This is a genomic window from Micromonospora sp. WMMD737, assembly GCF_049179055.1.
Lineage (GTDB): Bacteria > Actinomycetota > Actinomycetes > Mycobacteriales > Micromonosporaceae > Micromonospora > Micromonospora reichwaldensis.
Map to the genome: position 1 here is coordinate 3,304,741 of NZ_JBMHMH010000001.1, position 7,760 is coordinate 3,312,500.

Sequence of the window (7,760 nt, forward strand, 5' to 3'; positions counted from 1 at the left end):
CCTGTGCGCGGAAGACGGTCGGGCTGGGTACGGTCAGCCTAGCGACCCGGTCCCGGCACCGGCGCGGCGGCCGGTCCTTCCTCCGGCGGCCGATCCGGCCTAGCCTGGCCCTTGACCCTCGGGAGGTCCACTGTGGCGAATGGCGGGAACCGGCCCATCGCACCGGTACGCAAGCTGATCGCCGCGGTGCTGGGCACCGTGGCCACCTTCGTCGTCCTCTTCGGCCTGGGCATGACGAGCTGGGCGATCGTGGCGCTCGGCGTCGCCCTGCTGGTGCTGGCCATCGCGCTGGCCACGGTGCGCGGGGGCGGTCGCACCTGGGTGATCGGCGAAGGGCACGTGCACAGCGCCTCCGAGCCGCCCACCCAGTACGCCTTCGGCCGCTGCGAACTCCAGTTGGTGATCGACGCCCCGGGGCTGCCGCCCCGGTCCAAGAAGATCATCGAGCCGCGGGTGCCGGTGGCGAAGTGGCCGTCGCTCGGCCAGACGCTGCCGATCCGGGTGGCCCTGGACGACCAGCGCCACGTCCGGGTGCTCTGGGACGACGTGCCCACCCACGCGGAGACCGCCGCCGCCGTCGCGGCCGACCTGCCGCCCGAGTACGCGGGCACCGAGCCGCTGGACGACGTGCTGATCCAGCAGGAGGCCCCGCCGTGGGCGGACCGGGCGCCGGACGACGACTTCCGGGACGACTACCGCGACGACTTCCGCGACGACTTCCGGGCGCCGGTGGGCGATCCGCTGGGCGACCCCGTCGGGGATCCCCTGGGCGATCCGCTCGGTGGGGACCGGGTCGGGCGGCCCGAGGAGCGCGAGCCCGTCGTGATGCACCAGCGTCCGGGTGGGCCGGTCGTGCTGGAGGGCACGCTCGTCGAGCAGCCCACCACCGGCACCCTGCCGCGCCGGGCCACCCCGACGCCCCGCCCGCCAGCCGAGGAGCGGTTCGACGCGCCCGGCGAGCGCCCCGACATGGCCGCGCCGGCGGATCCGCTCGACCTGCCCCTGGACGATCCCGCCCCGCCACGCGACCGGGTCCGCGACGACCGGATCAGCCCGGAGGAACTGGACGAGGCGATCTTCGGTCCGGGCCCGGCGACGCCCGACGCCGACGACGAGGAGACCGCGGCGGCCGGCGACGAGTTCGGGTCGCCGATCGCCGGCGTGGGGCTGACCCTGCTGGTCACCGACCTGCCCCGCTCGCTGGACTTCTACCGCGACCTGGGCTTCGCCGAGGTCGACCGGGGCTCCGGCAACGCGGTCCTCTCCTCCGGGACGACCCGCCTGGTTCTGCGCGAGGTGACCGAGGCCGCGCCGATCAGCCGCCGGCTGGTGCACGTCAACCTCGAGGTCGACGACATCGGCTCCGCCTACGAGCGGCTGCGCGGCACGGGCGTCCGGTTCACGTACGCCCCCCGGGTGGTCAACCGGGGCACGAAGCTGGAGGTGTGGGCGGCGGCGTTCCGCGACCCGGACGGCCACGGCATCGCCCTCACCCAGTGGCGGGAACGCGCCGAGGCCTGACCCGTCAGCCCAGCTCGCGAGGCCTGACCCGTCAGCCCAGGATGATCCGGCGCACGTGCAGGGCGTAGCCCCACACCAGGGCGAAGACGATCCCCAGCACCAGCAGCGACCAGTGCAGCAGGCCGGCCAGCATGAGCAGTCCCTGCAGGGCGGTGCCGGCGTGCCAGGCCCACGGCCGGCGCATCATGCCGGCGAGCAGCACCGCCGCCACGGCCAGCGCCACCACGGCCCCGATCGCGGCGCCGCCCAGGTCGCCGCCGACCACCCGGATCGGTTGGATGGCCAGCACCAGCACCAGCGCCTCCAGGCTGAGCGTGCCGGCGCCGAGGCCACGGACCGCCCGCTCCGGGTTGCGCAGCCCGGAGCGGCGCGGCGGGCGCCCTGCGGGGTTGCCGTCGGCCGCGGGGGCGCGCTCCGGCCCGGTCATCGCTTCAGCAGCCGACGGGCGTCGGCTACCGTCACCACCGACCCGGTGACCAGCACCCCGACCCCGCTCAGCTCCCCCGGTACGTCCTCCTCGGCCATCGCCACCGCCGCCTCGATCGCGTCCGGCATCTCCTCGGCCACCTCCACCCGCTCGGGCCCGAAGACCTCCGCCGCCAGCGCGGCCAGCTCCCGGGCGGGCAGCGCCCGGGGCGAGCTGTTACGGGTCACCACGACCTGGTCGACCACCGGCTCCAGCAGCTCCAGCAGGCTGGCCGCGTCCTTGTCCGCGAGGACGCCGACCACCGCGACCAGCTTGCTGAACGCGAACTCCTCCTGGAGGGCGGCCACCGTGGCGGCCATCCCGTGGGGATTGTGCGCCCCGTCGAGCAGGATGGTGGGCGCGCTGCGTACGCGCTCCAGCCGGCCGGGCGAGCTGGCGGTGGCGAAGCCCTCCCGGACCGCCTCGACGTCGAGCTGCCGCTTCGCCCCGGCGCCGAGGAACGCCTCGACCGCCGCCAGCGCCACCGCCGCGTTCTGCGCCTGGTGGGCACCGTGCAGCGGGATGAACACCTCCTCGTAGACGCCGCCGAGGCCCTGGAGGGTGAGCACCTGCCCGCCGACGGCGACCGCCCGCCGCAGCACCCCGAACTCGGCGCCCTCCCGGGCGATGGTCGCGCCGACCTCGGCACAGCGCTCCAGGATCGGCCCGGCGGCCTCCTCCTCCTGCGCCGCGGAGATCACCGTCGCGCCCTTGTGGATGATTCCCGCCTTGGCCAGCGCGATGTCCTGGATGGTGTCGCCGAGCCACTCGGTGTGGTCCAGCCCGACCGGGGTGAGCACGCACACCCCGGCCTGGATCACGTTGGTGGCGTCCTCGGCGCCGCCGAGACCCACCTCGACCACCGCAACGTCCACCGGGGCGTCGGCGAAGGTGGCGAAGGCCAGCGCGGTCGTCATGTCGAAGTACGTCAGCGGCTCCGCCGAGCGCTCGTCGACCAGCCGGGCGAGCGGCTCGACCTCCCGGTACGTGGCGACGAACCGTCCCTCGTCCACCGGCTCGCCGTCCAGGCTGATCCGCTCCCGGACGCTCTCCAGGTGCGGGCTGGTGTAGCGGCCGGTGTGCAGCCCGAACGCCCGCAGCAGCGAGTCGATCATCCGGGCCGTCGAGGTCTTGCCGTTGGTGCCGGTCAGGTGGATCGACGGGTACGCCCGCTGCGGGCTGCCGAGCAGGTCCAGCAGCGACTCGATCTTGTCCAGCTCGAAGGCCATGCGGGTGAACCCGCGTTCGGCCAGCTCGGCCTCGACGGCGGCGAAATCGGTGCGGTCGGTCACGAGGGCAGCGCCTCCAGAGCGGCGTCGATGCGGACGAGGTCGGCCTCGGCGACGGCGAGCCGGTCGCGGATCTTGGCGACCACCGGCTCCGGCGCCTTGTCGACGAACGCCGGGTTGCCGAGCTTCGCCCGGGCCTGCGCGGCCTCCTTCTCGGCGGCGGCCCGGTCCTTGGTCAGCCGGGCCCGCTCGGCGGCCACGTCGATCGTCCCCCGGGTGTCCAGGGCCACGCTCACGTCGCCGGGCATGGCGAGGGTCGCGCTGGCCTGGAAGCCGTCGTCGGCCGCGTCGAGGCGCACCAGCGACCGGATCAGCGGCTCGTGCGCGGCGATGCCGGCGGCGGCCAGGCCGTCGAGCCGCGCGGCGACCCGCTGCGTCGGGCGCAGCCCCTGGTCCGAGCGGAACCGCCGGATCTCGGTCACCACCCGCTGGAGGGTGCCGACCTCGACCTCCGCGGCGTCGTCGACTCCGGTACGGTCGGCCACCGGCCAGGCGGCCGTCATCACCGTCTCGCCGCCGGTGAGCGCGGTCCACAGCTCCTCGGTCACGAACGGGATCACCGGGTGCAGCAGCCGCAGCAGCTGGTCCAGCACGTGCCCGAGCACCCGGCGGCTGGCCTCGGCGGCCGGGCCGTCCTCGGCGAGCACCGGCTTGGTCAGCTCCACGTACCAGTCGCAGACGTCGTCCCAGGCGAAGTGGTAGAGCAGGTCGCAGACCTTCGCGAACTCGTACGCCTCGAACTGCTCGTCCACGGCGGCGGTGACGTGCGCCAGCCGGGACAGGATCCACCTGTCGACCGTCGACAGCGTGTCGGTCGCCGGCAGCGGTCCCTCGGTGTGCGCGCCGTTGAGCAGCGCGAAGCGGGTGGCGTTCCACAGCTTGTTGCAGAAGTTGCGGGAGCCCTGGCACCAGTCCTCGCTGACCGGCACGTCCCCGCCCGGGTTGGCGCCCCGGGCGAGGGTGAACCGGGTGGCGTCGGCGCCGTACCGCTCGATCCAGTCCAGCGGGTCGACCACGTTGCCGAACGACTTCGACATCTTCTTGCCGTGCTGGTCGCGGACCATGCCGTGCAGGGCCACCGTGTGGAACGGCGGCCGGCCGTCCATCGCGTACAGGCCGAACATCATCATCCGGGCGACCCAGAAGAAGAGGATGTCGTAGCCGGTGACCAGCACGCTGGTCGGGTAGAACTTCGCCAGGTCGGGAGTGCGCTCTGGCCAGCCGAGCGTGGAGAACGGCCACAGGCCGCTGGAGAACCAGGTGTCCAGGACGTCCTCGTCCTGGTGCCAGCCTTCGCCGCCCGGCGGCTCCTCGTCCGGGCCGACGCAGACGATCTCGCCGTCCGGGCCGTACCAGACGGGGATGCGGTGGCCCCACCAGAGCTGGCGGGAGATGCACCAGTCGTGCATGTTGTCGACCCAGGCGAAGTACCGCTTGGCCAGTTCCGCCGGCTCGATCTTCACCCGGCCGTCGCGCACCGCGTCGCCGGCGGCCTCGGCCAGCGGGGCGGTGTTGACGAACCACTGGAGCGACAGCCGCGGCTCGACGGTCGTCCGGCACCGGGAGCAGTGCCCCACCGCGTGCACGTACGGCCGCTTCTCCGCGACGATCCGGCCCTGCTCGCGCAGCGCGGCGACGATCGCCGGGCGGGCCTCGTAGCGGTCCAGGCCCTGGAACGGGCCGTGCGCGGTGATGACGCCCCGCTCGTCCATGATCGTCAGCGACGGCAGGTCGTGCCGCTGGCCGATCTCGAAGTCGTTCGGGTCGTGCGCGGGGGTCACCTTGACCATGCCGGTGCCGAAGCTCGGATCGACGTGCTCGTCGGCCACGATCGGGATCCGCCGGTCGGTCAACGGCACGGCCACCTCGGTGCCGATCAGGTGCCGGTAGCGCTCGTCGTCCGGGTGCACGGCGACGGCGGTGTCACCGAGCATCGTCTCGGCCCGGGTGGTGGCGACCACGACGTCGTCGCTGTACCGGATCGAGATCAGCTCGCCGTCGTCGTCGGTGTGCTCCACCTCGATGTCCGACAGCGCGGTCAGGCAGCGCGGACACCAGTTGATGATCCGGTTGGCTCGGTAGATCAGCCCGTCGTCGTAGAGCTTCTTGAACATGGTCTGGACGGCCCGCGACAGGCCCTCGTCCATGGTGAAGCGCTCACGGTCCCAGTCGACGGAGTCGCCGAGGCGACGCATCTGCCCGAGGATCGCGCCGCCGGACTCGGCCTTCCACTGCCACACCCGCTCGACGAACTTCTCCCGGCCCAGGTCGTGCCGGGACAGGCCCTGGCCGGCGAGCTGCCGCTCGACCACGTTCTGGGTGGCGATCCCGGCGTGGTCCATGCCCGGCAGCCACAGCGCCTCATGGCCCTGCATCCTCTTGCGCCGCACCAGCGCGTCCTGGACGGTGTGGTCCAGCGCGTGGCCCATGTGCAGGGAGCCGGTGACGTTGGGCGGCGGGATGACGATGGTGAAGGGGGGCTTGTCGCTCTCCGCCGACGCCCGGAAGTGGCCGGCGGCTACCCACTGCTCGTACCGTCGCTGCTCCACCTCGCCGGGCTGGTACTGGCCGGCAAGGGTCGGGGCGTCGGGGCGTCGGGCATCCAGTCTCTCGGTCACCCTGAAAGTCTACGGAGCGCTTCCCGGGACCCGACGTGCGCCACCTGCCGTTCGCGTACGGTGTCGGCTATGTCCGACGCACATCTCACCGATCGCCCGTTCGACGACGGGCCCGAACCGATCGACCTGACCGACGAGCCCATCCAACTCAGCAACCGGGACCCGGAGAGCGCCCCGGAGCGGCGGGGGACGTGGTCGGGGCGCCGGCGGGCGGCGTGGGCCCTGGCGGCGGTGGTCGGGCTCGCGGGGGCCACGGTGCTCGGCACGGCCGGCATGCGGATCGCCCAGCAGAAGGACGCCGATCTGGCCACCCCGGACCGGGTGGCGGGCCTCGTACGCGACGACAGCGACCGGGCCCGCAGCACCTCCGACTACCTGCGCAGCGGATTCGCCGCCGGCATCGACCTGGACAGCAGCTTCGGCACCGTCTACCGGGATCCCGCCGACGACAAGCGCCCGGTGCCGATCTTCGGCGGGACGACAGTGCTCTGGCAGCCGGAGCGGGACCTGGACAGCCTCTTCGGCCTGCTGAGCGACGAGACCGGCAAGGTGACGGGGCTGCGCGAGGTGCCCGCCGGGCGATTGGGCGGCGTGATGAAGTGCGGCAACACCAGCGGCGACGGCGGCGACTTCGCGGTCTGCGGGTGGGCCGACCACGGCAGCGTGGTGATGGCGATGTTCCCGGGTCGCTCCGTCGACGACGCCGGCGGCCTGTTCCGCGCCATGCGCGAGGAGATCCAGACCCGCGGCTGACGCCTTGGCGGCCCGGCCCGAGGCTGATGCTCTGGCGGCCTGGCCCGGCTCGACGCTGATGCTCTGCGGCCCGGCCCGAGTCCGGGTGGGTGCGCCGAAGCAGGGCCGATCGGGCAGCGGAATGCCTGCCAGGCCGGGGCCGCGGGTTCCCCGCCAGGCTGCCGGGGACACTCCGCCGGCACCACCTAGATCTCCGCCCGCACCACTTGGACTCGGGGGGGTCCCCGGGGGTTCGACTTTCCGCCCCGGCAGAAAAGGGTCCGTAACGCAGTTCAGGGCCACCCCGACAAGGGTGACCCTGAACTGAAAGATTGTCCGGCGGTGTCCTACTCTCCCACACCCTCCCGAGTGCAGTACCATCGGCGCTGGAGGGCTTAGCTTCCGGGTTCGGAATGTAACCGGGCGTTTCCCCTCCGCCATGACCGCCGTAACTCTATCAACATATCAAACAACACCACACACACCGTGGTCTGTTGTTCGTTTGCTGTGAGTTGCACAGTGGACGCGTAGCAGCTTAGTAGTCAAGTCCTCGGCCTATTAGTACCGGTCAACTGAACCCGTTACCGGGCTTACATTTCCGGCCTATCAACCCAGTCGTCTAGCTGGGGGCCTTACCCCACCAAAGGTGGGTGGGATACCTCATCTTGAAGCGAGCTTCCCGCTTAGATGCTTTCAGCGGTTATCCCTTCCGAACGTAGCTAACCAGCCGTGCCCCTGGCGGGACAACTGGCACACCAGAGGTTCGTCCGTCCCGGTCCTCTCGTACTAGGGACAGCCCTTCTCAAGTATCCTACGCGCACGGCGGATAGGGACCGAACTGTCTCACGACGTTCTAAACCCAGCTCGCGTACCGCTTTAATGGGCGAACAGCCCAACCCTTGGGACCTGCTACAGCCCCAGGATGCGACGAGCCGACATCGAGGTGCCAAACCATCCCGTCGATATGGACTCTTGGGGAAGATCAGCCTGTTATCCCCGGGGTACCTTTTATCCGTTGAGCGACACCGCTTCCACTCGCAAGTGCCGGATCACTAGTCCCGACTTTCGTCCCTGCTCGACCTGTCAGTCTCACAGTCAAGCTCCCTTGTGTACTTGCACTCAACACCTGATTGC

5 protein-coding genes and 2 rRNA genes (1 of these 7 running past the window's edge) are annotated in these 7,760 nt (G+C 71.7%); 2 read left to right on the plus strand and 5 right to left on the minus strand.

What is annotated here, in order from left to right; all coding sequences use genetic code 11:
- Positions 1-132: 132 nt before the first annotated feature.
- Positions 133-1,521, plus strand: coding sequence for a VOC family protein (locus ACN27A_RS14125; protein ID WP_421453392.1), 1,389 nt, complete (start codon positions 133-135; stop codon positions 1,519-1,521).
- Positions 1,522-1,552: 31 nt separating this feature from the next.
- On the opposite strand, the gene ACN27A_RS14130 is transcribed toward ACN27A_RS14125, so the two are convergent.
- The 3 genes from ACN27A_RS14130 to ACN27A_RS14140 are packed head-to-tail and all read right to left on the minus strand — an operon-like array spanning position 1,553 to position 5,894.
- Positions 1,553-1,948, minus strand: coding sequence for a DUF4233 domain-containing protein (locus ACN27A_RS14130; protein ID WP_421453394.1), 396 nt, complete (start codon positions 1,946-1,948; stop codon positions 1,553-1,555).
- The gene (locus ACN27A_RS14135; RefSeq protein WP_421453397.1) at positions 1,945-3,279 is read right to left on the minus strand and encodes a bifunctional folylpolyglutamate synthase/dihydrofolate synthase; all 1,335 of its coding nucleotides are present in this window, start codon (positions 3,277-3,279) and stop codon (positions 1,945-1,947) included. The genes ACN27A_RS14130 and ACN27A_RS14135 overlap by 4 nt, the downstream gene beginning before the upstream one ends.
- Positions 3,276-5,894, minus strand: coding sequence for a valine--tRNA ligase (locus ACN27A_RS14140; protein ID WP_421453400.1), 2,619 nt, complete (start codon positions 5,892-5,894; stop codon positions 3,276-3,278). The genes ACN27A_RS14135 and ACN27A_RS14140 overlap by 4 nt, the downstream gene beginning before the upstream one ends.
- A gap of 69 nt (positions 5,895-5,963) precedes the next feature.
- Between ACN27A_RS14140 and ACN27A_RS14145 the strand changes: the two genes are divergently transcribed.
- Positions 5,964-6,647, plus strand: a complete 684-nt coding sequence (locus ACN27A_RS14145; RefSeq protein WP_421453401.1) for a hypothetical protein — start codon at positions 5,964-5,966, stop codon at positions 6,645-6,647.
- A 313-nt stretch (positions 6,648-6,960) separates the two neighbouring features.
- Here ACN27A_RS14145 and rrf read toward each other — a convergent pair.
- Both rrf and ACN27A_RS14155 read right to left on the minus strand, forming a co-directional pair.
- A 5S ribosomal RNA gene (gene rrf / locus ACN27A_RS14150) occupies positions 6,961-7,077 on the minus strand.
- An 87-nt stretch (positions 7,078-7,164) separates the two neighbouring features.
- A 23S ribosomal RNA gene (locus ACN27A_RS14155) occupies positions 7,165-7,760 on the minus strand; it runs 2,514 nt beyond the window's last position.